23 protein-coding genes are annotated in these 24,607 nt (G+C 74.9%); 12 read left to right on the top strand and 11 right to left on the bottom strand.

Features of this window, described 5'->3' with window-relative positions:
- Positions 1-46: 46 nt before the first annotated feature.
- Complete coding sequence (locus L332_RS20690; protein ID WP_021010179.1) at positions 47-1,072, top strand: phosphotransferase; 1,026 nt, start codon at positions 47-49, stop codon at positions 1,070-1,072.
- Here L332_RS20690 and L332_RS20685 read toward each other — a convergent pair.
- Both L332_RS20685 and L332_RS20680 read right to left on the bottom strand, forming a co-directional pair.
- Positions 1,058-4,213, bottom strand: a complete 3,156-nt coding sequence (locus tag L332_RS20685; protein ID WP_021010178.1) for an ATP-dependent DNA helicase — start codon at positions 4,211-4,213, stop codon at positions 1,058-1,060. The genes L332_RS20690 and L332_RS20685 overlap by 15 nt on opposite strands.
- Positions 4,210-7,302, bottom strand: coding sequence for a UrvD/REP family ATP-dependent DNA helicase (locus tag L332_RS20680; protein ID WP_021010177.1), 3,093 nt, complete (start codon positions 7,300-7,302; stop codon positions 4,210-4,212). The genes L332_RS20685 and L332_RS20680 overlap by 4 nt, the downstream gene beginning before the upstream one ends.
- A gap of 101 nt (positions 7,303-7,403) precedes the next feature.
- Here L332_RS20680 and L332_RS20675 point away from each other — a divergent pair, with 101 nt between their 5' ends.
- On the top strand, positions 7,404-7,622 hold the full coding sequence (locus tag L332_RS20675; RefSeq protein ID WP_021010176.1) for a DUF3107 domain-containing protein: 219 nt from the start codon (positions 7,404-7,406) through the stop codon (positions 7,620-7,622).
- Positions 7,622-7,927, top strand: coding sequence for a hypothetical protein (locus L332_RS20670; RefSeq protein WP_021010175.1), 306 nt, complete (start codon positions 7,622-7,624; stop codon positions 7,925-7,927). The genes L332_RS20675 and L332_RS20670 overlap by 1 nt, the downstream gene beginning before the upstream one ends.
- Before the next feature lie 51 nt (positions 7,928-7,978).
- Here L332_RS20670 and L332_RS29350 read toward each other — a convergent pair whose 3' ends face one another.
- Entirely contained in the window at positions 7,979-8,704 is a 726-nt protein-coding gene (locus tag L332_RS29350; protein WP_021064958.1) for a ferritin-like fold-containing protein, read from the bottom strand.
- Between the two features lie 39 nt (positions 8,705-8,743).
- Here L332_RS29350 and L332_RS20665 point away from each other — a divergent pair, with 39 nt between their 5' ends.
- Positions 8,744-10,312: a DEAD/DEAH box helicase gene (locus L332_RS20665; protein ID WP_021010173.1), complete on the top strand. Its 1,569-nt coding sequence runs from the start codon at positions 8,744-8,746 to the stop codon at positions 10,310-10,312.
- 188 nt (positions 10,313-10,500) lie between these two features.
- On the opposite strand, the gene L332_RS20660 is transcribed toward L332_RS20665, so the two are convergent.
- Positions 10,501-11,370, bottom strand: coding sequence for a PHP domain-containing protein (locus tag L332_RS20660; protein WP_021010172.1), 870 nt, complete (start codon positions 11,368-11,370; stop codon positions 10,501-10,503).
- Between the two features lie 24 nt (positions 11,371-11,394).
- Between L332_RS20660 and L332_RS20655 the strand changes: the two genes are divergently transcribed.
- A complete protein-coding gene (locus L332_RS20655; protein WP_021010171.1) occupies positions 11,395-12,402 on the top strand; it encodes an endonuclease/exonuclease/phosphatase family protein in 1,008 nt (335 codons plus the stop codon).
- Positions 12,403-12,430: 28 nt separating this feature from the next.
- Here L332_RS20655 and L332_RS0115000 read toward each other — a convergent pair whose 3' ends face one another.
- The 3 genes from L332_RS0115000 to L332_RS20645 are packed head-to-tail and all read right to left on the bottom strand — an operon-like array spanning position 12,431 to position 15,910.
- The gene (locus L332_RS0115000) at positions 12,431-13,213 is read right to left on the bottom strand and encodes an esterase/lipase family protein (RefSeq protein WP_021064956.1); all 783 of its coding nucleotides are present in this window, start codon (positions 13,211-13,213) and stop codon (positions 12,431-12,433) included.
- Positions 13,214-13,222: 9 nt separating this feature from the next.
- Positions 13,223-14,566 (bottom strand): MFS transporter, encoded by a 1,344-nt coding sequence (locus L332_RS20650; protein ID WP_021010169.1) that lies wholly within the window; start codon positions 14,564-14,566, stop codon positions 13,223-13,225.
- 9 nt (positions 14,567-14,575) lie between these two features.
- Positions 14,576-15,910, bottom strand: coding sequence for an MFS transporter (locus L332_RS20645; RefSeq protein WP_021010168.1), 1,335 nt, complete (start codon positions 15,908-15,910; stop codon positions 14,576-14,578).
- A 53-nt stretch (positions 15,911-15,963) separates the two neighbouring features.
- Between L332_RS20645 and L332_RS20640 the strand changes: the two genes are divergently transcribed.
- Both L332_RS20640 and L332_RS20635 read left to right on the top strand, forming a co-directional pair.
- Complete coding sequence (locus L332_RS20640; RefSeq protein ID WP_021010167.1) at positions 15,964-16,479, top strand: ArsR/SmtB family transcription factor; 516 nt, start codon at positions 15,964-15,966, stop codon at positions 16,477-16,479.
- 53 nt (positions 16,480-16,532) lie between these two features.
- Positions 16,533-17,996 (top strand): aminopeptidase P family protein, encoded by a 1,464-nt coding sequence (locus tag L332_RS20635; protein WP_021010166.1) that lies wholly within the window; start codon positions 16,533-16,535, stop codon positions 17,994-17,996.
- A 6-nt stretch (positions 17,997-18,002) separates the two neighbouring features.
- Here L332_RS20635 and L332_RS20630 read toward each other — a convergent pair whose 3' ends face one another.
- Positions 18,003-18,659: a LysE/ArgO family amino acid transporter gene (locus tag L332_RS20630; protein WP_021010165.1), complete on the bottom strand. Its 657-nt coding sequence runs from the start codon at positions 18,657-18,659 to the stop codon at positions 18,003-18,005.
- An 86-nt stretch (positions 18,660-18,745) separates the two neighbouring features.
- Between L332_RS20630 and L332_RS20625 the strand changes: the two genes are divergently transcribed.
- On the top strand, positions 18,746-19,627 hold the full coding sequence (locus L332_RS20625) for a LysR family transcriptional regulator ArgP (RefSeq protein WP_021010164.1): 882 nt from the start codon (positions 18,746-18,748) through the stop codon (positions 19,625-19,627).
- On the opposite strand, the gene L332_RS20620 is transcribed toward L332_RS20625, so the two are convergent.
- Positions 19,628-20,167 (bottom strand): general stress protein, encoded by a 540-nt coding sequence (locus tag L332_RS20620; RefSeq protein WP_021010163.1) that lies wholly within the window; start codon positions 20,165-20,167, stop codon positions 19,628-19,630.
- A gap of 95 nt (positions 20,168-20,262) precedes the next feature.
- Between L332_RS20620 and L332_RS20615 the strand changes: the two genes are divergently transcribed.
- Genes L332_RS20615 through L332_RS20605 form a run of 3 tightly spaced genes read left to right on the top strand, consistent with a single transcriptional unit; the run spans position 20,263 to position 23,067 of the window.
- On the top strand, positions 20,263-21,492 hold the full coding sequence (locus L332_RS20615; RefSeq protein ID WP_021010162.1) for a magnesium transporter MgtE N-terminal domain-containing protein: 1,230 nt from the start codon (positions 20,263-20,265) through the stop codon (positions 21,490-21,492).
- 49 nt (positions 21,493-21,541) lie between these two features.
- Entirely contained in the window at positions 21,542-21,988 is a 447-nt protein-coding gene (locus L332_RS20610) for a DUF1003 domain-containing protein (RefSeq protein ID WP_081646068.1), read from the top strand.
- Positions 21,985-23,067: an Mrp/NBP35 family ATP-binding protein gene (locus L332_RS20605; RefSeq protein ID WP_021010160.1), complete on the top strand. Its 1,083-nt coding sequence runs from the start codon at positions 21,985-21,987 to the stop codon at positions 23,065-23,067. Before L332_RS20610 ends, L332_RS20605 begins: the two co-directional genes overlap by 4 nt.
- Before the next feature lie 189 nt (positions 23,068-23,256).
- Here the strand turns inward: L332_RS20605 and L332_RS20600 are convergent, their stop codons facing one another.
- On the bottom strand, positions 23,257-23,628 hold the full coding sequence (locus L332_RS20600) for a Sec-independent protein translocase family protein (RefSeq protein WP_200860957.1): 372 nt from the start codon (positions 23,626-23,628) through the stop codon (positions 23,257-23,259).
- Positions 23,629-23,710: 82 nt separating this feature from the next.
- On the opposite strand from L332_RS20600, the gene L332_RS20595 reads away from it, so the two are divergent.
- Positions 23,711-24,355, top strand: coding sequence for an O-methyltransferase (locus L332_RS20595; RefSeq protein ID WP_021010158.1), 645 nt, complete (start codon positions 23,711-23,713; stop codon positions 24,353-24,355).
- A 71-nt stretch (positions 24,356-24,426) separates the two neighbouring features.
- Here the strand turns inward: L332_RS20595 and L332_RS29780 are convergent, their stop codons facing one another.
- The gene (locus L332_RS29780; RefSeq protein ID WP_021010157.1) at positions 24,427-24,600 is read right to left on the bottom strand and encodes a DUF3117 domain-containing protein; all 174 of its coding nucleotides are present in this window, start codon (positions 24,598-24,600) and stop codon (positions 24,427-24,429) included.
- Between the last annotated feature and the right edge of the window lie 7 nt (positions 24,601-24,607).

Raw genomic sequence — 24,607 nt, 5'->3', positions numbered from 1 at the left:
GCGTGGCGCGGTCTCCCCCGGTCGAGGTCGGCCTAGCCTGGCATCCATGAGCACGAACCCCTTCACCCTATCCGCGCTCGCCACGACGGCCGTGCCCGGGCTCGACATCGTGGGGGCGACGGAGGACGGCTCCGACGAGCACCGCTCGGTGGTCGCCGCCCGCCTCGCCGACGGCGAGACGGTGCAGGTCGTGCTGCCCCGATCCGTCGCGGCGCTGACGGCGGCGGAGGCGCACGCCGCCGGGCTCGCCGCGCTCACGCTCGCGACGCGCTCGCGGCTGCCGTTCGTCGTGCCGACGGTGCTCGGCACGACGGCCGCGGGCAAGTCGACCCTCTTCGTGCTCTCTCGCCTCGGGGGCGAGCCCATGCGGCTCGCCGACGTCTCCCCCGCGCGGCCGGGGCTGTCGACGAGCGTCGGCGAGGCGATCGCCGCGATCCACGAGCTGCCCACCTCGGTCGCCGCCGACGCGGGGCTCCCGCACGAGAGCGCGATGACGCTCCGCCAGCACCTGCTCGCGACCTTCGACCGCGCGGCCGCGACGGGATCGGTGCCGGCGCCGCTGCTCGAGCGCTGGGAGGGCGCGCTCGGCGACGACCGGCTGTGGCAGTTCAAGCCCACGCTCGTGCACGGCGACCTGCAGGCGCCCGCGTTCCGCATCGAGGGCGCGCGGGTCGTCGGCATCGACGGCTGGCACGCGCTCTCGGTCGGCGACCCGGCGCGCGACCTCGCCTTCCTGCTGGGCTCGAGCGAGTTCGGCAGCGTCGACGACGCCTTCGAGGCGCACGCCGCCGCGCGCGGCGCCGGCGACCGGCACGTGCGGCAGCGCGCGATGCTGCACGCGGAGCTCGACATCGCCCGCTGGCTGCTGCACGGCGTCGAGCGCGGCGATCAGTCGATCGTCGACGACGCGAAGCGCATGCTCGCCGGGCTGCTCGCGCGCGTCGACCGCGATCCCACCGCGGCGATCGCGCCCGAGCGGCTCGAGACGATGGACCTCACGGGCGTGCAGGAGTACCTCGGCGAGCAGGCCCAGCCCGAGGCGACCGAGCCCGGCGGTTCAGCCGAGCGCTGACGCCTCGGCGACCGCCTGCTGCGCCCGCAGCCAGCGCGCCTCGAGCTCGGCGAGCGACTCGATGCGCTCGGGGCGCACGATCCGGTCGTGCTCGACGAAGTACAGCTCCGCATCCACGAGGTCAGGATCGAGCCCCGCGTGCGCCGCGTACGCGGCGCGGTAGAGCGCGAGCTGCAGCTGCCGGGCCTCGAGGTCGGCCTCGCCCGACGGCAGGCGGCCGGTCTTCCAGTCGACGACCGTCGCGCGCTCGCCGTCGCGGTAGACGGCGTCGATCTTGCAGACGACGGTCGTGCCCGCGAGCGGCAAGTGGATCTCGAGCTCGGTCTCGGCGGGGCCGCGGTCGCCGTAGGGCGAGCGGAGGAACGTCTGCTTGAGCCGCTCGAGCCGCTCGGCGTCGATGCCGACGAGCTCGTCGTCGAGCGGCGCGTCGTCGACCGCGTCGCCGAGGCTCACGGCGCTGCCGCGGCGCTCGACCCAGCCGTGGAAGAGCGTGCCGAGCCGCGTCGCCGCGAACGGCTCCTGCGGCATGGGCCGCGCGATCGCCCGCGCGACGGCGACCGGGTCGGCCGCCCAGTCCTTGAACCCGGATGCGGCGATGCGGCTCGGGAGCGAGAGCCCGGCCTGGCCGCGGTCGGCGAGCAGGAGCTCGATCGCGTCGTCCCAGGGGGTCTCGGCCGACGCATCCGCCGCCTCGACGCGCGCCGCGGCCGCCTCGACCGCCTCGCGACGGCGACCGAGCGGGTCGACGGGCCACGCGAGCGAGGGGCTGCGGTCGCCGAGCGGGTTCTCGGCACCGCGCTCCGGCGCCTCGAGCAGCTCGGCGCCCATCGCGCCCGCGGCGATCTCGAGCAGCCGCTTGGGCGCCGCGGGCGTCTTCGCCATGCCGTACCACTGCGCGCCCGAGAGCCACAGCGCGCGCCGCGCGCGCGTGACGCCGACGTAGGCGAGGCGGTCCTCCTCCGACTGGTAGTGGTCCCACAGCTCCTCGAGGAAGCGCTCGCGCGCGAGCGCGTACTCGTGCTGCGTCGCGTGCCCCTCCCACTCGAGCCGCGGCAGCAGCGACGCGTCGCCGCGCAGCGGGTAGGGCAGCGTCGCGTGCGTGAGCCAGCCGAGCGGCCGGTCGTCGCCCTTCGCGGCCGCGAGCCGCGGGAGCGCGACGACGTCCCACTCGAGGCCCTTCGACGCGTGCATCGTGAGCACCTGCACCCAGCCGGGCTCGGCCTCGGGCTCGGGCACGTCGGGGCCGCGGCCCGCCTCGAGCACGTCGAGGTACGCGAGGAAGGCCTCGAGCGAGCCGCGCTCGTCGGCCGCGGCGAACGCCTGCACCTCGCGCGCGAAGGCGTCGAGCGCGCCGTGCGCGTGGTGGCGCTTCGCGGCGACCTCGATGTCGAGCCGGAGGGCGTGCTCGACGCTGCGCACGAGCTCGGGCAGCGGCATGCCGGCGCGGCGGCGCAGCTCGCGCAGCAGCGCGCCGGCGTCGCGCATGCGCGCGAGCCCCTCCGCCGTCGCGCCCTCGAGCCGCGGCGAGTCGACGAGCGCGTCGAGCGCGTCGACGATCGAGACGCTCGCCTCGACCGCGATCGCGCCGCGGTCGGCGCTGCGCTGCTCGGGACTCAGCCCCGCCTTCGCGAGCATCGACGCGTGCCGCTGGAGCGCGGCGAGGTCGGCGACGCCGATGCGCCAGCGGCTGCCGGCGAGCAGCCGCACGAGGCTCGAGCCCTCCTCGGGCCGGCCGAGCACGCGCAGCGCCGCGACGAGGTCGACGACCTCGGGCTCGTCGAGCAGTCCGCCGCCGCCGGAGCGGAAGACGCGGATGCCCTCCGCCCGCAGGGCGCGCGTGAGCTCGACGCCTTGCGAGTGCGAGCGCACGAGCACGGCGGCGGTCGTCTCGGAGCCCGCGACGCCCGCACCGTGCGAGCGCAGCCACGCGGCGAGCTCGCGCGACTCGTCCTCGATCGTCGGCAGGTGCCGCACCGCGACGTCGCCCGGGCCCGCGCCCTCCCGCGGCTCGAGCCGCTTGACGGGCACGCCGGGCTGCTCGGGCAGCCGGCTCGCGACGGCGTGCGCGAGCGAGAGCACCTCGGCGTCGTTGCGCCAGCTCGTCGAGAGCGTGAGCGTGCGCTCGACCCGGAAGCGCTGCGCGAAGAGCGCGAGCGTGCCGGCGCTCGCGCCGCGGAAGCCGTAGATGGCCTGGTTCGGGTCGCCGACGGCCATGACGGGCGAGCCGTCGAAGAGCGCGTGGATGAGCTGGAGCTGCAGCACCGAGGTGTCCTGGAACTCGTCGAGCAGCACCGCGCGGTGCCGGGCGCGCAGCTCGGTCACCGCGCCCTCGTGCGCGTCGATCGCGTCGATCGCGAGCCGCACCTGGTCGCTGAACTGCACGGCGCTGCGCCGGCGCTTCGCCTCGTCGAACGCGTCGACGAGGTCGGCGAGCGGGTCGAGGCTTCCGACGCGCTCGACGTCCTGCGCGATCGCCTTCGCGTGCGCCGCCTTGAACAGCTTCGGCTCGTCGGCGGTCGGGAGCGCCTGCAGGGCGCGGAACCGCTCGGGGTAGCGGCCGCGGCGCAGCCGCTCGGTCGAGACGCGGTGGTCGCCGAGCGTGCCCGCGAGCTGCACGACGCGCTCGGCGACGGTCTCGGCGCGGCCGAGCGAGGCGAGCCGCAGGTCGTCGGAGGCGCGCGCGACGCGGAGCGCGAGCAGGAACGCGGCCGGGTCGGTGAGCACCTCCGACTCGGGGTCGCGGCCGATGAGCAGCGCCCACTCGCGGAAGAGCGAGCTCGCGAACGAGTTGTAGGTCTGCACCACGGGGCGGCGGGTCGCGGCGACCTCGGGGTCGACGAGGCCCGCCCTGGCGAGCAGCGCGAGCTCCTTCGTCAGCCGCTCGGCGAGCTCGCGCGCCGCCTTCCGCGTGAACGTGAGGCCGAGCACCTCGTCGGGCGCGACGCGGCCGTTCGCGACGAGCCACAGCACGCGCTGCGCCATCGTGTGCGTCTTGCCGCTGCCCGCGCCCGCGACGACGAGCGTCGGCGCTTCGGGCGCAGCGATGACGGCCGACTGCTCGGGCGTCGGTCGCTGCCCGGGCTTCCCGCTCGCCGCGGCGAGCGCGTCGGAGAGCTCCTCTGGGGTGATCTCGCGGGTCACTCGGTCACCTCCGGGATGACGTGGATGGCGCACTGGCCGAAGCTGTAGTCGTCGTTGCAGTGCAGCTCGGGCCGGGCGGTGAAGACCGCGCCGCCCATGGTCTCGATCGCTGTCCGCAAGTGCTCGTGGAACGCATCCGCCACCTCGTCGAAGGGCTCGGAGTCGATCGTCTTGTCCTTGCGGGCGAGCTTGGGCATCACGAGCCGCGCAGAGGTCTGCGCGCCCGCCTCGATGCCCTCGACGCCGCCGAGCGCGACCGCGAGCTGGTAGGCGCGCAGCTGCAGGTTGCCGAGGCCCTCGACAGCCTTCGGCACGCGCTTGCCGGTCTTGAGGTCGACGATGCGCACCTCGCCGCTCGGCCCGTGCTCGAGCCAGTCGATCGCGCCCGAGAGCACGGCGCCGCCGACCTCGACCTCGAAGCGCGCCTCGCGCTCGTCGCGCTCGATCCGCCAGCCCGAGCCGCGCAGCACCTGGAAGTAGCCCGCGAGGGCCGAAGCCATCGGCACGACCTCGGCGCGCTGCTGCGCGGCCTCCCACGCGGAGGGGTGGTCGAGCTCGGCGAAGCGCGCGTCGACGGCCGCCTCGATCGCCGCGGCGTCGGTCGCGTCGACGTGCTCGACCGCGTCGTGCACGATCGTGCCGAGCGCGGCGGCGCGGTTCGACGTGCCGCCGGCGAGCCGGCCGATGACCCACGAGAGCTCGCACTCGACGAGCCCTTGGAGCGCCGAGGGGCTCACGCGCACCTGCTCGCTCGCGTCGAGCCGCTCGGTCGTCGTGACGGGCGCGAGCCCCGCCCACTCGCGCGGGTCGGCGCCCGGCACGCCCGCATCGGCGAGCCGGCGCAGCGCGCTCGCGGCCGCATCGGCATCGTGCCGCTGGTCGACGACCCGCCGGCGGAGGCTCGCGACGAGCGAGCGCAGCGAGTGCCAGCTGTCGTCGGCGCCGGGCGTCGGCTCCGGGTCGACCGTCAGCACGAAGGGCGAGGGCTGCTCGTCGTCGCTCGCGACCGCGGTGAGGAGCACGGCCGAGCGCGCGGTCGAGACGGTCTTGACGAAGGTGCGCAGCTCGTCGTGCAGCACGCCGGCGCGCGCGTCCTCCGTCGGCTCCCCGTCGAGCCGGTTCGCGCCGAGCAGCGATCCGCGCGGCCGCAGGTTCGGCCACACGCCGTCCTGCAGGCCCGCGACGATGACGGTGTCGAGCTCGCGCCCGACGAACTGGCCCGGCGTGCCGATCGCGACGCGGGCGCCCTCGGCGCGCGCGGCGAGCGAGTCGTCGTCGACGCTCGAGGCGAGCCACGCGTCGACGAACGCGCCGGTGTCGGCGTCGGGCCGGCGCTCGATGAGTCGCGCGACCTGGTCGAAGAGCGCGACGACCGCGTCGAGCCGCCGGTTGGCGAGCGCGCGCTCGACGCCCGCGCCGCCGAGCGCCGTGCGCCGCCAGCCCTCGGCGACGCCCGCGGCGCTCCAGACGGCCCACAGCACCCGGTCGGCGCCGGCCGGGTCGTCGGCGGTCAGGAGCGCGCGAGCGTCGGCGAGCATGCGCACGAGGCGGCGCGCGGCGGCGGCGCCCTGCCGCGCGCCCGCGAGGCCCTCGAGCTGCTCGGGATCGGCGATCGCGGCGCGCACGAGCTCGGCGCCCGCGACGTGCACGGAGCCGCCCTCGGCGACGATGCGGTGCCGGAGCGCGCGCTTGAGCCGCCGCACCGCGAGCGCGTCGAGGCCGAGCAGGTCGCTGCGCAGCAGATCCTCGGCGAGCTGGGCGTCGAGCTCGCGGCGCCCGGTCGCGACCGCGAGCACGCTCACGAGCGCGTCGACGACCTCGGTCTCGCGCAGCCGCGTCGGCCCACCCGAGGCGACCGGCACCTCGAGCGCCGAGAGCAGCGAGCCGAGCTCGGCGGCCGAGCGCCCGGTGCGGGCGATGATGGCGATGTCGTCGAACGCGACGCCGCGGGCGCGGCGCTCGTGGATGAGCCGCGCGATCCGACGGGCCTGCTCGTCGAGCGATTGCGCGAGGTGCAGCTCGAGCACGTCCTCCGCGCTCGATCCGCCCGCGGCCGCGCGCCGGTGCGCGCCCGCGCCCGCCGTGCCGATGCCCTCGGCGGCCTTCGCGAGGAACGCGCGCACGCGCGCGCCGTGGCGGTGGTCGACCGCGAGCTCGAGCCGGTGGCCGGGCTCGCTCGCGAAGCGGAGCCTCGTCGGCAGCGCCGCGAGCAGCGCGGGGTCGGCGCCGCGGAAGCCGCCCGTCGTCGTGTCGGGGTCGCCGAACGCCACGACCGTCGCGCCGCGCGCGCGGAGCGCCTCGAGCACGACGACCGCGCCCTCGGTGAGCTCCTGCGCGTCGTCGACGAGCACGAGGCTCGGCAGCGGCACCTCGGTCTCGGCGATCGCGCTCGCCGCGCGCCGCAGGAGCGACGCGGCCGTCATCGCCTCGGCGCCGCGCCGCTCGAGCCGCTGGAGCCGCTCGAACTCGTCGAGGAACTGCGCAGCGGCGGCCCACTCGGGCACCGCGCGCTCGGCCGCGAGCGCGGAGAGCGTCGACGCATCCCACCCCCGCTCCTGCACCGCGGCGAGCAGCTCGCGCAGCTCGGCCCGGAACCCCGCCTGCTCGCGCACCTCGGCGTGCAGGTGCTCGGGCCACTCGGGGCCGCTCGGCGCGCCCGCCGCCGCGTCGTCGACGTGGCCGGCGAGCATCGCGGCGATGATGCGGTCCTGCTCGGCACCCGAGAGCAGCTGCGGCACGGGCCGCTCGTCGGCGAGCGCCGCGGCCGTGAGGAGCGCGTGCGCGAACGACGGCATCGAGCGCGCGAGCGGGCCCGGGGTGACGATCGCGGTGCGGTGCGCGAGCCGGTCGCGGAGCGCCGTCGCGGCTTGCCGCGAGCCGGCGATGACGAGCAGCCGCGCGGGGTCGAGGCCGCGCGCGAGGCGGTCGGCCGCGAGCTCGACGAGCGTCGTCGTCTTGCCGGAGCCGGCGACGCCGAGCACGATCGCGGATGCGTCGTCGGGCCGCTCGAGCACGGCGCGCTGCGACGCGTCGAGCTGCGCGGCGAGCGCCCGCTCGGGGGCGTCGAGGGTGAGGCTTCGCTCTGGCACGCGCCCACGGTATCGACGGCCGCCGACACCGCCGCTCGCCCCGCTGATCGCCCACGGCGGAACGGCGCGGGCGCCCGCATCCCATCGCCTATCCTCAAGGCATGGACATCCGCATCGGCATCAAGGACTCGCCCCGCGAGATCTCGTTCGACTCGTCGCAGACGGCCGAGGAGGTGCAGGCGCTCGTGCTCGACGCGCTCGACGCGGGCCACCTGGCGATCGACGACGCGAAGGGCCACCGCTACATCGTCCCGAGCGCGAACATCGCCTACGTCGAGATCGGCAGCGAGACGGCGCGCAAGATCGGCTTCGTGGCCTGATGCCCATCCTCATCCTGGTGCCGATGGTGCTCGGCGCGGCGATCGGCCTCTTCGCGCGCTACGCGCTGCCGGGTCGCGAGTGGATGGGGCTCTTCCTGAGCCCGGGCGCGTCTGCCGCCGCCGCGGGCATCGTCTGGATCATCGGCATGCTCGCGGGCGTCGGGGCGGATGCCCTGTGGCTGTGGCTCGTGTGCCTCGCGGCCGCGACCGCGGTCGCCCTCGTGCTGCCGCGGCTGCTGCCGAGGCGGCGCGAGCAGGCCGACCGGGAGTACCTCGCGGCGCTCACGGCCGCGAAGCGGGCGTAGGTCTCGACGCGGCCCTGCGGGCCTGCTCGACAACCGGGGATCGCAGGGTGCTCAGGCCGTGAGGCCGAGCTCGTCCATGCGGCGCGTGTGCGAGGCGACGATGTCGTTGAACGCCGGCTCGAGCCGCTGCTGGCTCGGCACCGCGCGGCCCGCGTCGTCGGGGCCGTTGACCGCGAGGTACATCTGCAGCAGCGCGTCGCCGACGAGCCGCCGGCCCCACACCGCGAGCCGGTCCGAGAGGCGCGGCGTCTGCTCGATCGCCGCGAGCAGCAGCTTCACGAGCTGCGGGTGGGCGCTCTCGCCGCGCAGGGCGCGCAGCATCGCGTCCTGATCGTCCTCGGGCAGGCCCGGCACGACCGCGACGAAGAAGTCCTCGAGCAGCCCGCTCACGACGTGCACGGCGAGCAGCTCCTCGTACCAGTCGGAGCCGGCGATGAGCTTCGAGAACTCGCGCGTCGAGTCGGCGAACGGGCGCATGGCGTCCTGCGCCTCGACGCCCTCCCCCTCGAGGATGCGCGCGAACGCGGTCGCGCGCGTGGCGAGGATGCGGACGACCTCCGAGAGCGCGACCTGCGCCTCGGCCGAGGGCGCCGCCTGCAGCACGCGGCCGGCCTTCGCGACGAGGTCGAGCTCGAGGCCGAGCGCCTGGCCCACGAAGGGCACGAGCGCGGGCCGCACGTCCTGCAGCAGCACGCGGTCGCCGACGACCGGCACCCGATGGTGCCTGAGGAGCTGGCGCGTGACGTCGCGCGGCGTCCGGTCGAACCACTTCACCACAGTCGTGCAGTCTATGGGCGTGCAGGGAGCCTGCCTCGCATGCCCCTTGTACGCTGGAGGCAGATAACGAACAGGCGGAACCCCCTCTTGACCTTCCAAGACCTCAACATCGATGCCGACATGGTCCAGGCGCTCGCCGACCGCGGCATCCTCGAGCCCTTCCCCATCCAGGCGCAGACGATCCCGCTCGCGCTCTCCGGACAGGACATCATCGGCCAGGCGAAGACCGGCACCGGCAAGACCTTCGCGTTCGGCCTGCCGCTCGCGCAGCGCCTCGGCCCCGAGCCCGAGAGCGGCGTGCAGGCGCTCATCGTCGTGCCCACGCGCGAGCTCGCCGTGCAGGTGACCGAGGACATGGAGCTCATCACCTCCAACCGGCCGACGACGATCGTCTCCATCTACGGCGGCAAGGCCTACGAGGGCCAGGTCGAGCAGCTCAAGGCCGGCGCGCAGATCGTGGTGGGCACCCCCGGGCGCCTCCTCGACCTCTCGCAGCAGCGCATCCTCGACCTCTCCAACGTGAAGGAGATCGTGCTCGACGAGGCCGACAAGATGCTCGACCTCGGCTTCCTGCCCGACGTCGAGAAGATCTTCTCGAAGGTGCCCGCGGTGCGGCACACGATGCTCTTCTCGGCGACCATGCCCGGCGCGGTCGTCGCGCTCGCGCGCCGCTTCATGTCGCGGCCGCTGCACATCCGCGCCGCGGGCGTCGACGAGACCGTCGCGCAGGCCAACATCGAGCACGTCGTCTACCGCGCGCACGCGCTCGACAAGGACGAGGTCGTCTCGCGCATCCTGCAGGCCGAGGGCCGCGGCAAGACCGTCATCTTCACGCGCACGAAGCGCGCCGCCTCGCGGCTCACCGAGGAGCTCATCGACCGCGGCTTCGCGGCCGCGGCGGTGCACGGCGACATGAGCCAGGAGGCGCGCGAGCGCGCGATGGCGCAGTTCAAGGCCGGCAAGAAGGACGTGCTCATCGCGACCGATGTCGCCGCGCGCGGCATCGACGTCGACGACGTCACGCACGTCATCAACCACACGATCCCCGAGGACGAGAAGGCCTACCTGCACCGCGTGGGCCGCACGGGCCGCGCCGGCCGCACCGGCATCGCGGTCACGTTCGTCGACTGGGAGGACCTGCACAAGTGGTCGCTCATCGACCGCGCGCTCGAGTTCGGCCGCCCCGAGCCGCTCGAGACCTACTCGTCGAGCCCGCACCTCTACAGCGACCTGGGCATCCCGGTCGGCTCGAAGGGCCGGCTGACGACGACGCCGCCCAACAAGGACGCGAAGCGCGAGCACATCGCCGAGTACGCGGCGGGCGACGGCTCGGCTGCGGGCGGCCGCGGGCGCGGCGGCGATCGCGGCCGCGGCGGCGATCGGGGTCGCGGCGAGCAGGGCGGCGGGCAGCGCCGTCGACGCGGCGGCAGCGGACGCTCCGGCGGCGAGGGACAGCAGGCGGATGCGTCGGGCACGCCCGAGGGACGCGGCACGCACGACGGCGGCGGCACCGAGCACCGCGACGGCAACGCCGCGCCGACGCAACGCCGGCGCCGTCGTCGCCGCACGGGCGGCGGCGCGGGCGCACCGCAGGCCCCGCAGGCCTGACGCCCTCCTGATCGAACGGCCGCCCCGCACCGCGCGGGGCGGCCGTTCGCGTGCTGCGGCGGCAGAGTTCCGACATTCTGCGCCCAGCGGCCGCGGGAATCGCAGAGTGCCGGCACTCTGCGCCCAGCGGCCCCGGGAATCGCAGAGTGCCGACACTCGGCGGTCGAGTGGGGCGAGGGAGGGGCGGGTCAGGCGGGGAGGACAGGGGCCCAGCCGGTCGCGCGGCGCACGATCTCGGCGAGCACCTCGGGCTCGGTCGTGTGCTCGCCGAGCCGGTTCGGCTTCCCGAAGCCGTGGTAGTCGCTCGAGCCGGTCACGAGCAGCCCGTACCGCTCCGCGTCGGCGAGCAGCACGCGGCGCGACGCCTCGTCGTTGTCGCGGTGCCACACCTCGACGCCGTCGAGGCCGGCATCGACGAGCTGGCCGAGGGCGCGCATCCGCATCACCGGTCGGCCCCGCGCGGCCGGGTGCGCGAGCACCGCGACGCCGCCGGCCTGCTTGATGATGCCGATCGCGTCGACGGGGTCGGGCGCGTGGTGCGGCTGGTAGTAGCCGCCCTGCCAGTGCAGGATGCCCTCGAACGCCGCCGAGCGGTCGGGCACGATCCCGAGCGTGACGAGCGCGTCGGCGATGTGCGGGCGGCCGATCGTCGCACCGGGCGCGGAGTGCTCCTCGACATGCTCCCACGTGAGCGGGTAGTCGCGGCCGATCGCGTGCACCATGCGCTCGGCGCGCTCGAGCCGCTCGAGCCGGATCCGCTCCCGCTCCCCCACGAACGCCGCCGACTCCGGATCGAGCAGGTAGCCGAGCACGTGCACGCTCGCGGGCCCCAGCTGCGCCGAGAACTCGACGCCGGGGATGAGCGCGACGCCCGCCTCGCGCGCGGCCTCGCTCGCCTCCGCCCAGCCGCTCACGGTGTCGTGGTCGGTGAGCGCGACCGCGCCGAGCCCCGCGGCCGCGGCGGCGCGCACGACGTCGCCCGGTGCATCCGTCCCGTCCGACTCGCGGGAGTGCGCGTGGAGGTCGATCGGCCCCAGCGCGGCCCAGTCCGTGGTCACCTCGCCAGACTACGCTGGGCCCCGATGCTCGCGATCCTCGGCGTTCTCGCCGCCCTCGTCGTCGCGGTGTGCCTCGCGGTCGCCGCGTGGCCGCAAGCGCTCGCGCTCGAGCAGGCGCCGATCGTCGCGCAGGTCGTCTCGATGCGGGTGGGCGTCATCGGCATCGCACTCGTGCTCGCGCTCCTCGCGCTGTGCTTCGTCGGCTGGCGCCGCGTGCGGCCGTTCGTGCTCAGCATCGTCTCGCTGCTCGTCGTCTTCTCGCTCGTCTCTGGCGGCATCCACGCCTCGCGCGGACTCGACGACGGCCAGTCGATCGACCGCGACTCGGGCGACCTCGTCGTGCTCACCTGGAACACCCTCGGCGACGAGCCCGGCGTCGAGGAGATCGCGCGCGTGATCGACGAGACGGGGGCGGATGCCGTGATGCTGCCCGAGACGACGCTCCAGCTCGGCGTCGGGGTGGCCGAGCTGCTGCGCGAGCGCGACAACCCGTTCTGGGTGCACACGAGCTGGGTCGATCCCGCGTACGGCGCGCTCAACACGACGCTGCTCATCTCCGCCGCGCTCGGTGAGTACACGACCGATCGCTCGGTCGGCGACACCCGCACGCTGCCGACGGTCGTCGCCCGGCCGGACGACGGCGACGGCCCGGTGTTCGTCGCGACCCACCCGGTCGCGCCGGTGCCGCAGCAGATGCGCAACTGGCGCGCCGACCTCGAGTTCGTCGCGTCGCTGTGCGACGGCTCCGAGTCGGTCGTCATGGGCGGCGACTTCAACTCGACGCTCGACCACTGGTGGGGGCTGCGCGCCGAGGGCGGCGACCTCGGCACCTGCCGCGACGCGGCGAGCGCCGTCGGCGCGGGCGCGGTCGGCAGCTGGCCGACGTGGGCGCCCCCGTGGCTCGGGGCGCAGATCGACCACGTCGTCGCGACTCCCGATTGGGAGCCGGTCGCCGCGCGCGTGCTCACGGGCCTCGACGACGCCGGCACCGATCACCGGCCGGTCGTCGTGCAGCTGCGCCAGACGGGCTGAGGCCCGCGCGGCCGAGCCGGGGGCGCGGTCAGGCCGGCGGCTCGGCGCGCGACGCGGGCGCCCCCGCGAGCTCGTCGATCGCCGCGACGATCGCGCGCGCCGCCTCCGCGGTCGCGAGCGGCCGGAAGTGCCCGCTCTCGCGCAGCCGCACGCCGCGCATCCCCTCGGGCACGCGGTTCTTCGGCACGTGCGGGTCGATCTGCGGCAGCACGACGCGGATGCGCGCATCCGCCGACCGCTCCGCCGCGAGCGCGGTGAGCATCGCGTTCGAGGGGTCGAACTCGCGGATGTACTCCCCCGGCAGCAGCGCCGCGCGGCTCGATCCCGCGAACGGCGTCGCGAGCGTCACGAGTCCCGCGGGCTGCGGCCTCGACGGCTCGAGCGCGCGGTCGACGAGCAGCCGCTTGCCGATGAGCCCGCCCTTCGAGTGGCCGACGAGCACGATGCTCGCGTGCGGATGCGCTGCGGCGACCCGGTCGACGACGGCGCCGACGATCGGGGCCGACTCGAGCACGGGCGCGACGTTGCGACCGAGCTCCGGCACGAAGTGCACGGCGAAGCCGGCCCGCACGAGCCGCTTCGCGAGCGGCTCCATGAAGTGCCAGCCCTCGATGACGCCCGGGATGCAGACGACGTGCACGCGCGAGCCGGGGATGCCGAGCGCCTTCGGCGCCGTCGGGTCGAGCGTCGAGCGCAGGTGCATGCGCGCCGCGAAGGCGTAGTCGCGAGCCCACACCGCCACCTCCGCGGGGTCGATCGGGTCGACGTCGCGGAAGCGGGGCGGGATGAGCGAACGCAGCGGGATGCGCATCGCCACAGGCTAGTCGCGGCCGGCTTCGGGGAGCCTGCGCGTGGCGACGACGCCGATCGCGCCCAACGCGGCGAGGAGGAGCAGCGCCCACGTCGGCCCGAGCGTCGCGAGCGCCGCGCTCGCCGCGCCCACGACGAGCAGCACGACGCCCATCGCCGAGTTCGCCACCGCGACCGCGCGCGTGCGCCGGTCGCCGTCGGCCATGTCGACGACGTAGGTCTTCCGCGCGACGCGCACTGCCGTGTGGGTGAGGGCGAGCAGGAAGTAGGCGGCGACGAGCACGGCGCTCCCCCAGAGGCTGCCGCCGTCGAAGCCGGGCAGCGCCGCGATCGCGACGACCGCGAGCACGATCGCCGAGGCCAGCGCCGCGCCGACCGACATGAGCGTGCGGCTCGAGCGGTCGGCGAGCCGCCCGGCGACGCGACCGCCGAGCAGCGCCGCGAGGCCCGCCGAGAGCACGAAGCCGCCGAGCCCGACGAGCGAGCCGGAGCCGGTCGCGGCGGCGAGCGAGACGAGGAAGGGCGGGCTGAGCGCCGAGACGAGCAGGAGGCTCCGCACGCCGACGAAGCGCCGCAGCTGCGCGTCCTCGCGCAGCAGCGCCCACGCGTCGCGCGCCCAGCCGGGACGCTCCGCGGCACCGGCCGACGCATCCGCGTCGTCCTCCCACGGGTCGCCGTCGGGCTCCCGGATGCCCGAGTACAGCAGCGCCGCGAGCACCCAGAGCGCCGCCCCGCCCGCGATGACCCACGCGAGGAGGCCCGCGGAGGCGTCCTCGCCGCCGACCACCCGGATCGCGACGCCGAGCGTGATCGCGGCGAGCCCTCCCGCCGTGGTCGCGAGGCCCGTGATCTGGCCGCGCTCGCCCTTCGGGATCGTGCGGCCCTGGACGTCCTTCGACGCGATCGAGCACAGGCAGCGGCCGAGCGCGAAGACCGCGAGCGCCGCCACGATGAGGACGCCCGCCGCGACCCCCGCGCCGAGCGCGGCGACGAGCGCGATCGCCCCCGCCGCCCCCGCTTGCACGAGGGCGCCCGCGACGAAGATCGCCTTCCGGTGCCGCACGCGCAGCACGAGCGGCGTGAGCATCGCCTGCGGCAGCATCGAGAGCGACTCGCGCACCGGCACGAGCAGCCCGACGAGCGCTCCGGGCGCGCCGAGCGCGTGCAGCAGCCACGGCAGCACGGTCGAGGCGTGCACCGAGTGGTCGCCCGCGCTCTGGAGCGCTTGCGCGGCGACCTGCCGCACGCCGTTCGCGGGCACGCGCTCGCGCACCGCCGCCGGGAGCGCTCGCTCGGCGGCCTCGTCGCGCCGCACGGCGCGGCGGTAGACGCGCTCGGAGAGGGGCTCGCGCACGCCCCGATCCTACGAGCCGGCGCCGCTCGCGGGCTCGGCGTCGGGCAGCTGCCGCATGCGCCAGAAGGGGCCGATCACGACGAAGGCGGCCGCGAGCAGCTGCCCGGCGGCGCCGATCCACATCGTCGGCACGACGCCGAGCCACGTGCCGAGCGCGCCGGCGAGCAGCGCACCGATCGGCATGACGCCCCAGACGCAGAAGCGCACGGATGCGTTCATGCGGCCGAGCAGGCGGCGGGGCGTGATGCGCTGGCGGAACGTGACCTGCGTGATGTTGTAGACGAGCACGGTGAAGCTCGAGACGAAGCCCTGCACGACGAGCAGCCCGAACGCGATCGGCGGCACGGTCGCGGCGAGCGGCAGCAGGCACGCGATGGCGCTGAACGCGATCGCGCTCGCCGGGATCGCGCGCGCCTCGCCGATGCGGCGCACGACGTGCGGCGTCGCGATCGCGCCCGCGAGCCCGCCGATCGCGCCGAGGGAGAAGATGATGCCCATCGCCTCGGGACTCAGGCCCAGCTCGCGCAGGAGGAACAGCGGGAGGAGCGTGAAGGAGACGGTGGCGAAGAGGTTGGACGAGGCGGTCGTGCCGACGATGCGCAGCAGCAGCGGGTTGCCGAACACCCACCGCAGCCCCTCGCCGATCTCGCGCAGGATCGGCCCGCGGTCGTCGGCCGTGCGCGGCTCCTCGTCATCGCGCGTCAGCAGCAGCGCGACGAACGAGGCGACGTAGGTGCCGACCGTCGCGAGGATCGCGAACGGCGCGCTGAGCGCCGCGACGAGCCAGCCGCCCGCGGCGGGGCCCGCGATGTTCGCGAGCTCGCGCGTCGCCTCGAGCTTGCCGTTCGCCTCGGCGATCTGCTCGGACCGCACGAGCGAGGGGATGATGCTCTGGTACGAGACGTCGAAGAAGACGGTCGCGACCCCGACGACGAGCGCGACGGCGTAGAGGTGCCACATCTCGAGCGCGCCGAGCCACCACAGCAGCGGCAGCGCCGCGAGCGCGAGCGCGCGCACGGCATCCGCCCAGATCATCACGTGGCGCTTGCGCATGCGATCGATCCACGCGCCGGCCGGGAGGCCGACGACGAGGAACGCCGCGACGCCCGCGGCGTTCAGGAAGCCGAGCTCGAGCTCGCTCGCCTGCAGCAGCAGCACCGCGAGCACCGGGATCGCGAGCTCCGTCACCTGCGAGCCGAGCTGCGCGAGCGCCTGCCCGCTCCACATCGTGAGGAAGTTGCCGTCGCGCCACAGCGAGCGGCTCGCGCCGTCGCGCTGCGCGCCGTCGGAGCCCGTGCCGTCGACGACGCCCGGGGCGGCGTCGCCGCCTTCTGATCGAGACATGTCGATCAGTGTCCGCCATCGATTGAGGTCTGTCAATCAGGTAGGTTCGACGCATGGACGCGACCGACGCCGACGCCGAGCTGCTCGCGCGCGGCCGGGCGCTGAGCTCTCCGCTGCGGCTGCGCGTGCTGCGGCTGTGCGCGTTCGAGGCGCGCACGAACAAGGAGCTCGCGGAGCTGCTCGAGGTCAACCCCGGCACGATGCTCCACCACGTGCGCACGCTCGTGCAGACGGGCTTCCTCGCGGCCGAGCCCGAGCGCGCGGGCGCGACGGGGGCGCGGGAGATCCCCTACCGCGCGACGGGCCTCTCGTGGCGCACGGAGTTCCCCGGCGGCTCTCGCGTGCTCGTCGACGTCTTCCTCGAGCAGATCGACGGGCTCGACCCCGACGAGCTCCAGACGACCTGGCTCGGCCTCAAGCTGAGCGACGAGCGCAAGGAGGAGCTCGAGCGCCGGCTCTTCGAGCTCGTGACCGAGTTCAAGGAGCGCGAGCCGGATCCCGACGGCCGGCCCTACTCGCTCTTCACGGCCCTGCACCCCGACCGCAACCCGCCCGCGGGCGAGCGCTGACGCATCCGCTCGCCGGCACGACGCGTGCCCGGGAGCGCGCGGCGAGTGGGATGATGGTCGCCATGACCGAGTCGACGACGCAGGCCACGACCAACCGCTCCACGACCCCGACGGGATCGGCGTTCACCGAGCAGATCCAGCGGGGCTGGGCCGAGCGGCCGGAATCGCCGCCCGAGCCGCGCGAGGCCGCCGCGTTCGCGGCCGAGCGGCGCGCACGCATCTCGGCGATGCACCCCGGCGTCCGGCTCGTCGTGCCCGCCGGCTCGCTCAAGGTGCGCTCGAACGACACCGACTACCCGTTCCGCCCGCACCCCGACTTCACCTACCTCACGGGCTGGGGCTCCGACGCCGAGCCCGACTCGGTGCTCGTGCTCGAGCCGGAGCGTGAGGGAGAGGGCGACGGCCACCGCGCGACGCTCTACTTCCGCGGCCCCGCGGGCCGCGGCACGACCGAGTTCTACGCCAACCCGGCGATCGGCGAGTTCTGGGTGGGCCCGCGCCCCTCGCTCGCGCACGTCGCGGCCGACCTCGGCCTCGCGACTGCCGACCTCGGCGAGCTCGAGGCGGCGCTCTCGAGCGAGGCGGATGCACTGGTCGTCACGGGCGCGGACGCCGCGGTCGAGGCGATGGTCGCGGGCGCGAACCCCGACGGCGACATGCTCGCGCGCGACCTCTCGGAGCTGCGGCTCGTGAAGGACGCGTTCGAGATCGCCGAGGTGCAGGCCGCGGTCGACGCGACCGCGCGCGGCTTCGACGACGTCATCGCCGACCTCGCCGAGGCGACCCGGCACGCGCGCGGCGAGCGCGTCGTCGAGGGCGCCTTCCACCGCCGAGCGCGGCTCGACGGCAACACGGTCGGCTACGACACGATCGCGGCCTCGGGCCACCACGCGTGCTACCTGCACTGGACCCGCAACGACGGCGAGGTGCGCGAGGGCGACCTCATCCTGCTCGACGCGGGCGTCGAGGTCGACAGCCTCTACACCGCCGACATCACCCGCACGCTGCCGATCTCGGGCGAGTTCACCGAGCTGCAGCGGCGCGTCTACGAAGCGGTGCGCGAAGCGGCCGACGCGGCCTTCGCGATCGTGCGGCCCGGCATCGTCTTCAAGGAGGTGCACGCGGCCGCGATGGAGGTCATCGCCGCGAAGACCGCCGAGTGGGGCCTGCTGCCGATCTCGGCCGAGCAGTCGCTCGAGCCCGACCAGCAGCTGCACCGCCGCTGGATGGTGCACGGCACGAGCCACCACCTAGGACTCGACGTGCACGACTGCGCCGCGGCCCGCCGCGACTTCTACCACGACGGCATCGTGCGCGAGGGGATGGTCTTCACGATCGAGCCCGGCCTCTACTTCCAGGCCGACGACCTCACGGTGCCGGCGGAGCTGCGCGGCATCGGCGTGCGCATCGAGGACGACATCCTCGTGACCGCCGACGGCGCCGTGAACCTCTCGGGCGCGATCCCCCGCACGGCCGACGAGGTCGAGGCGTGGATGCGCGAGATCCGCTCGCGCTGAGGCGCGTCAGCCGGCGACGAGGCTCACGGCGATCACGAGCATGACGATCGCGATGCCGCCGTCGAGGATCCGCCACGCGCGCTCGGTGCGCATGAGCGGCGCGAGGTAGCGGGCGCCGTAGCCGAAGCCCACGAACCAGATGCTCGCCGCGGCGATGCCGCCCGCGAGGAACCACCAGCGCGCGTCGCCGAAGGGCGCCGCGATCGAGCCGAGCACGACGGTCGTCTCGACGAGCGCCTGGGGGTTGAGCCACGTCACCGCGAGGATGGTCGCCAAGGTCGAGAGCCGGCTCGAGCGCGTGCGGGTCGCGACGGCGCCGCCGGCCGTCGCCTCCGACGCGTCGCGCTCGGGCGCGGCCTCGAGCGAGCCGCCGCCCCGCCATGCGCGGCGGGCGCTCACGGCGGCGAAGCCGACGAGGAAGATCGCGCCGGCCCAGCGGCCCGCGGTCTCGAGCCACGGGTGGGCGGCGACGACGGTCGCGACACCGGCGACGCCGATCGTCTGCAGCACGACGTCGCTCGCGATGCACACGGCGACGACGAGCCCGACGTGCTCGCGCCGGAGGCCCTGGCGCAGCACGATCGCGTTCTGGGCGCCGATCGAGATGATGAGGCCGAGGCAGACGCCGAGGCCCGAGAGCAGCGCGACGAGCTCGGGGTTCATGAGGACGACGCTACGGGCAGCCGCGAGATGCAGTCCAGCGAAGGATCCTGCAGGTCATGAAGCAGCGCTTCACCTAGGCTGACGCCATGGAGCTGCCCCTCGAGAGCCTGCGCACCCTCGCCGCTGTCGTCGACGCGGGCACCCTCGAGCGGGCCGCCGCCCGGCTCGGGGTCACGCCGAGCGCCGTGAGCCAGCGCATCCGCGCGATCGAGCAGCGCGTCGGCCGCGTCGTGCTGCAGCGCACGAAGCCCGCGCGCGCGACCGAGGCGGGCGAGGCGCTCGTGCGGCTCGCGCGCCAGCTCGACCTGCTCGAGCGCGACGCGCTCGAGGCGCTCGGCGACGCCTCCCCCGCGCCGCGCGTGCCGCTCGCCGTCAACGCCGACTCGCTCATCACGTGGTTCATGCCCGTGCTGCTCGCGGTCGCGCGCGAGCGCCCCGTGTCGTTCGAGCTGCACCGCGAGGACCAGGAACGCACGGCGCAGCTGCTCGCCGACGGCACCGTGATGGGCGCCGTGACGGCGCAGCGGGAGCCCGTGCCGGGCTGCGTCGCCTCCCCGCTCGGGCGCATGCGCTACGTCGCGATCGCCGAGCGCGGCTTCGCCGAGCGGTGGTTCCCGCGCGGCATCGGGCCGCGAGCGCTCGAGCGGGCGCCGCTCGTCGACTTCGACCCGCACGACTCGCTCCAGTCGCGGTTCGCGCGGCGCCACGGCGCCGAGCGGAGCGCTCCCCGGCACGTCATCAGCGCATCCGCCGAGTACGCCGAAGCGGTGCGGATGGGCCTCGGCTGGGGCATGCTGCTGCCCGGCCAGTTCGAGGACGGCGTGGCCGACGGCTCGCTCGTGCAGCTCGCGCCCGACGCGATCGAGGTGCCGCTGTGGTGGCAGCGCTGGAACCTCGCCTCGGCGCTGCTCGACACGGTGACGGATGCGGTGACCGAGGCCGCGCGCTCCTCGCGCGCGCTCGTGTGACTACGCGACCGGCGGCGAGGGCGGCTGCTGCACTGGCGGCTGCTCGGCCGCGACCGGCTCGGCCGCGCCGCCGCGCTGGCCGATGATGTGCATCGCCCTGCCCGCCGACTGCTGCGGCGCGACGACGTCGTAGCGCGCGGCGAGCACCTGCTGCACCGACGCGTAGTCGCGCTTCCGCCGCGTCATCGAGTGCGTGACGACGCCGAGCAGGATGCCGAACGCGAGGCCGAGCAGCGGGAACAGCAGCACCGAGGCGATCGCCTCGGGCACGAGCAGCATGTAGACGAGGCCGATGAACGCGCCGAAGCCGAGACCGCGCATCGCGCCCGCGAGCGCGACCTTGCCCCACGTGAGCCTGCCGGTGATGCGCTCGACGAGCTTGAGGTCGTTGCCGACGATCGCGAGCCCCTTGAGCTCGCCCTCCGCGCCCGAGACCTTCGCGATCGCGGCCTGCGCCTGGTCGTACGTCTCGAACGAGGCGACCACCACGCCGGAAGGCAAGTGCTGGTCGCCGCGCGCCGCGCCCTGGAACATGCTCATGACCTCAGTCTCCCACGCGCGCCCGAGCCGGCCGGGGTCGGTTCGCTGAGGGCGGCACACCCGCCGCGGAGAGGCTGCGCGGTACGTTGGGAGCCATGAGCGCAGCCACCGTCTTCGTCGCCCGCCTCGCGGGCGCGGGCGTGTTCGACGCTGCCGGCGAGCGCATGGGCAAGGTGCGCGACGTCGTCACCGTGCCGCGCCGGGACGCGCCTCCGCGCGTCGTCGGGCTCGTGGTCGAGGACCGCGGACGGCAGCGCGTGTTCCTCTCGATCGGGCGCGTGCTCTCGATCGGCGGCGGGCAGCTCATCGCGAGCGCGATCAGCGATCGCCGCTTCAGCCAGCGCGGCAGCGAGCGGCTGCTGCTCGCCGACGTGCTCGGCCGCCAGGTGACGCTCCGCGACGGCACGACCGCGGTGCTCGAGGACCTCTCGATCTCGGAGCGCGGCCCCGGCGAGTGGGAGGTCGACGAGCTCTTCCTCCGCAAGCCCAAGACCTCGCCGTTCGGCAAGGGCCCGTCGCTGCTCGCCCGCTGGGGCGACGTGCAGGCCGCCGTCGACGCGGAGCACGACACGGAGCACCTCGTCGCGTCGCTCGACGACCTGCCCGCCGCCGACGCCGCATCGGCGATGCTCGACCTGCCGCAGCAGCGCATGATCGAGGTCGCCGAGGACCTCTCCGACGACCGGCTCGCCGACATCCTCGAGGAGATGCACGAGGACCGGCAGGTCGAGATCCTCGCCGCGCTCGAGGACGACCGCGTCGCCGACGTGCTCGACCAGATGGAGCCCGACGACGCCGCCGACCTCATCGCGCACATGACCCCCGAGCGCGGCGAGACGCTGCTCGAGCTCATGGACCCCGACGAGGCCGACGACGTGCGCATGCTGCTCGCGTTCGGCGCCGACACCGCCGGCGGCCTCATGACGACCGAGCCGATCATCGTCGCGAGCGACGCGACGGTCGCCGAAGCGCTCGCGCTCATCCGCCGCCACGAGGTCGCGCCCGCGCTCGCCGCCGCGATCTGCGTCACGCTCCCCCCGTACGAGGCCCCCACCGGCCGCTTCCTCGGCATCGTGCACTTCCAGCGGCTGCTGCGCTACCCGCCGAACGAGCGCGTCGGCACGCTGCTCGACGACCAGATCGAGCCCGTGCTCGCGTCCGCCTCCGCCGCCGAGGTGACGCGCGAGCTCGCCGCCTACAACCTCGTCTCCGTGCCGGTCGTCGACGCCGCGGGCCGACTCGTCGGCGTCGTCACGATCGACGACGTGCTCGACCACCTGCTGCCCGAGGACTGGCGCGCGCAGGAGGAGGCGTCGCGTGGCTGAGCGGGACGACGAGTTCGCGCGCCCGAAGTCGCGCCGCCGCTGGCTGCGGATGCCGGAGTCGAAGGACCGCTTCGGCCGCTTCACCGAGTCGTTCGCGCGCGCGATGGGCACGCCCGCGTTCCTCATCGGGATGACGATCTTCGTCACGTTCTGGCTCGGCTACAACTCGATCATGCCGCCCGAGGCGCAGTTCGACCCGCAGGATCAGGGCTTCCCGCTCCTGACCCTCGTGCTGAGCCTCCAGGCCTCCTACGCAGCTCCCCTCCTGCTGCTCGCCCAGAACCGGCAGGACGACCGCGACCGCGTGCAGATCGAGCAGGACCGCATCCGCGCCGAGCGCAACCTCAACGACACCGAGTACCTCGCGCGCGAGGTCGTGGCGCTCCGCATGGCGATGCGCGACATGGCCACGCGCGAGTTCATCCGCGCGGAGCTCAAGTCGTTCGTCGACGAGCTCGACGAGCGCCAGGGCGGCGCCGAGCGCCGAGCGCAGTGATCGACCCCCGGCTCGAGCGCGCGCTCGGCACGGTCGTCGATCCCGAGATCCGGCGACCGCTCGTCGAGCTCGACATGATCACCGCCGCGTCCCTCGACGACGGCACCGCGCGCATCCGCCTCGAGCTCACGGTGGCCGCGTGCCCCGCCGCCGACCGCATCCAGGCGGATGTGCGCCAGGCGGCCGTTTCGGTCACGGGCGTCGAGCGCGTGGAGATCGAGGTCGGCGTCATGGCGCCCGCGACGCGGCAGGCCCTCGTCGAGCGGCTGCGCGGATCGCGCCCGCAGCAGTTCGGGCCCGACACGCTCACGCGCATCGTCGCGGTCGCGAGCGGCAAGGGCGGGGTCGGCAAGTCGACCGTGACCGCGAACCTCGCGGTCGCGCTCGCCGCTCGCGGGCTCGCGGTCGGTGTCATCGACGCCGACGTGCACGGCTACTCGATCCCGGCGCTGCTCGGCTCGGCGGATCGCCCGACGCGCGTGGGCGACATGATGATGCCGCCGGAGGCGCACGGCGTGCGGCTCGTCTCGATCGGCATGTTCGTGGAGGGCAACCGCTCGGTCTCGTGGCGCGGGCCGATGCTGCACCGCACGCTCGCGCAGTTCCTGAGCGACGTGTGGTGGGGCGACCTCGACGTGCTGCTCATCGACATGCCGCCCGGCACGGGCGACGTCGCGATCTCGCTCGGGCAGCTGCTGCCGCACGCGGAGGTGCTCGTCGTGACGACGCCGCAGCGGGCGGCGGCGGAGGTCGCCGAGCGCGCGGGCGAGGTCGCGCGGCAGACGGGGCAGCGCGTGCTCGGCGTGGTCGAGAACATGGCGGGGCTCGCGCAGCGCGACGGCTCGATCCTCGAGCTCTTCGGCGCCGGGGGCGGCGACGAGGCCGCGCGCCGGCTCGGCGTGCCCGTGCTCGCGCGCGTGCCGCTCTCGGTCGCGCTCCGCGAGGGCGGCGACGCCGGCGCGCCCGTCGTCGCGGCGGAGCCGACCGACCCGGCGGCGGCCGCGATCATCGCGCTCGCGGAGGCGCTGCGCGGCACGCGCTCGATCGCGGGCCGCGGCCTGCCCGTCTCCCCCGCCTGACGCATCCGCCTGCCCCGCCCTGCGCTGCACCGCGCAGAGCTCCGCCACGCGGCGATCCCGCGGCGACGGAGCAGCAGAGTTCCGGCACTCTGCGATCCAGGAGCGCGAGGATCTCAGAGTTCCGGCACTCTGCGATCCAGGAGCGCGAGGATCGCAGAGTGCCGGCACGCTGCGAGCAGGCGGCTCGGGTCAGGTGGCCTCGTCGTCGAAGCGCATCGGGCCGCGCTGGCGCTGCGGGAGGCCCGAGACGGTCGCGACCGAGGCCTTCGCCGCCGCGCTCGCGAAGTCCTCCGGCGGCGCCGGCGGCTCCTTGAGCGCGTCCATCACGATGCGCCGCGGGTCGTACTGCCGGGGGTCGAGCTTCTGCCAGTCGACCTCGTCGAACTCGGGCCCGATCTCCTCGCGCATCCGCTCCTTCGCGCCGCCCGCGAGGTCGCGCAGGCCCCGCACGAGCGCGCCGAGCTTCTCGGCGAGCACGGGCAGCCGCTCGGGGCCGATGAGGAAGGCCGCGAGCAGGGCGATGATCACCAGCTTGTCGAGCGTGATGCCTGCGAGGGACACCTCTCCAGGGTAGTCGAGCCGCATCGGCGAGCCTGCGGCGGGCGGATGCGTCCCGGTCGGTAGGCTCGCGGGCGGAGGAACCGTGCAGACTTCATCGCTCATCGCCAAGTACCTCGACGACCTCGCGAGCGAGGACGAGGTGCTCACCGCGGCGCGCGACGCCTCGGTCGAGCTCGGCGTCGCGCCCATCGCGCCCGCCGTCGGCGCGCAGCTCGCCGCGATCGCCGCGTCGACGCAGGCGAGCGCGATCCTCGAGGTCGGCACCGGCGCGGGCGTGAGCGGCCTGTGGCTGCTGCGCGGCGCACCCGGTGCGACGCTCACCTCGATCGACACCGAGCTCGACCACCAGCAGCACGCGCGCTCGGCGTTCACGCAGGCCGGCATCCCCGTCACTCGCGCGCGCCTCATCACCGGCCGCGCGCGCGACGTGCTCCCCCGCATGAACGAGGCGAGCTACGACATCGTGCTCATCGACGCCGACCCCGCGGGGCTCATGGAGTACGTCGAGCACGCGCTCTCGCTCGTGCGCGTCGGCGGCTCGGTGCTCGTCGCCCACGCGCTCCTCGGCGGCAAGGTCGCCGATCCCGCGCAGCGCGACGAGGCGGTCGCCGACCTGCGCGCGCTGCTCAAGGCGCTCTCGTCGAGCGACGCGGTGCGCGCCGCGGTGTCGCCCGTGGGCGACGGACTGCTGCAGATCGTGCGGCTGCCGGAGCCGGCCGCCGCCTGAGGAGATGCGAAGAGGGCCGACCCGCCTATGGATCGACCCTCTCGCTGAGTGCTTTCAGCAGCGCGCAGCCGTCACGCCGTGACGACGACCTCGCCCAGCGCCTTGTGCAGCGCGGCGGCCTCTTCGTCGTTCACGGACACGACGAGGCGCCCCCCGCCCTCGAGCGGCACGCGGACGACGATGAGCCTGCCCTCCTTGACGGCCTCGAGCGGTCCATCTCCGGTGCGTGGTTTCATGGCGGCCATACGGCTC

Origin of the sequence: Agrococcus pavilionensis RW1, from assembly GCF_000400485.1 — a bacterium.
GTDB classification, from domain to species: Bacteria; Actinomycetota; Actinomycetes; order Actinomycetales; family Microbacteriaceae; genus Agrococcus; species Agrococcus pavilionensis.
Note: the sequence above shows the minus strand (reverse complement) of the source record. Positions and strands in the feature narration are given on the sequence as shown.